At 41.3% G+C, this 829-nt stretch carries 1 protein-coding gene; it reads right to left on the bottom strand.

Annotated features, from left to right (window positions below; translation table 11 throughout):
- Positions 1-249: 249 nt before the first annotated feature.
- On the bottom strand, positions 250-829 hold a 580-nt coding region (locus ACS8FD_RS18795; RefSeq protein WP_439276968.1), incomplete at its 5' end, for an alpha-isopropylmalate synthase regulatory domain-containing protein.

Genomic DNA, 829 nt, shown 5'->3' with positions numbered 1-829 from the left:
CCAGGTAGTGAAGCTAGAACAGCAGCTAACGTAAATGACGCAAACGAGATTGGTTCCATAATTAACCTTATACTTATAATATAGATTGTCTGTCTTAGTGTAAGTCCTCGCTGTCGAACACACAAGTAACTTTATGCTATAGATGAACAGATGTGCATTTAGCAGAGCTTATATTCTATAAAAAAAACCGCCATACTCTATAAAAGATATGGCGGTTTTTAGTTTTATGCTGCTTAACTGTGACTAAAACTAAGCGGCTACCGTACTTGGCGCTTGAGCAAATGCAGAGAGTGCCCCTTTTAGCATCGCCGATACCGTACTGCTACAAGTACCAATACCAGAATAAACCTCGCCATCGACGTTAAGCTGAATATAAGCGGCCGCATTGGCATTGGTCTTATTATCGCTGTTGTTGCCGTCGTCGATACCATTACCACTATTGTGCTGCGGATTGATAGCATGCTCAGCGTAATTAATAACATGGATGGATTTACCAGTGTGCTGTGCAAGTCCATCAATAAATGATGATAATGGGCCATTACCCGTACCGTCAATCGTAATAGTATCGTCATTCATTTGTACTTGACCATTAAAATAAACGGCTCCGCCCTTATTATTAACACTATAATCTAATAGCTCTAAATTGCCTTTTTGCAAATATGTGTCTTCAAAGGTCTGTAATATCTCATCATTTTGTAGCTCGCGTGCCGCTGTCTCAGCCTGCTTTTGCACCACACCGCTAAAGTCAATTTGCATCCAGCGTGGCAAATTAAACCCATAGTTGCGCTGCAAGATGTAAGCAACGCCGCCTTTTCCAGATTGACTATTG

The organism is Psychrobacter sp. 1U2, assembly GCF_051847575.1.
Note: the sequence above shows the minus strand (reverse complement) of the source record. Positions and strands in the feature narration are given on the sequence as shown.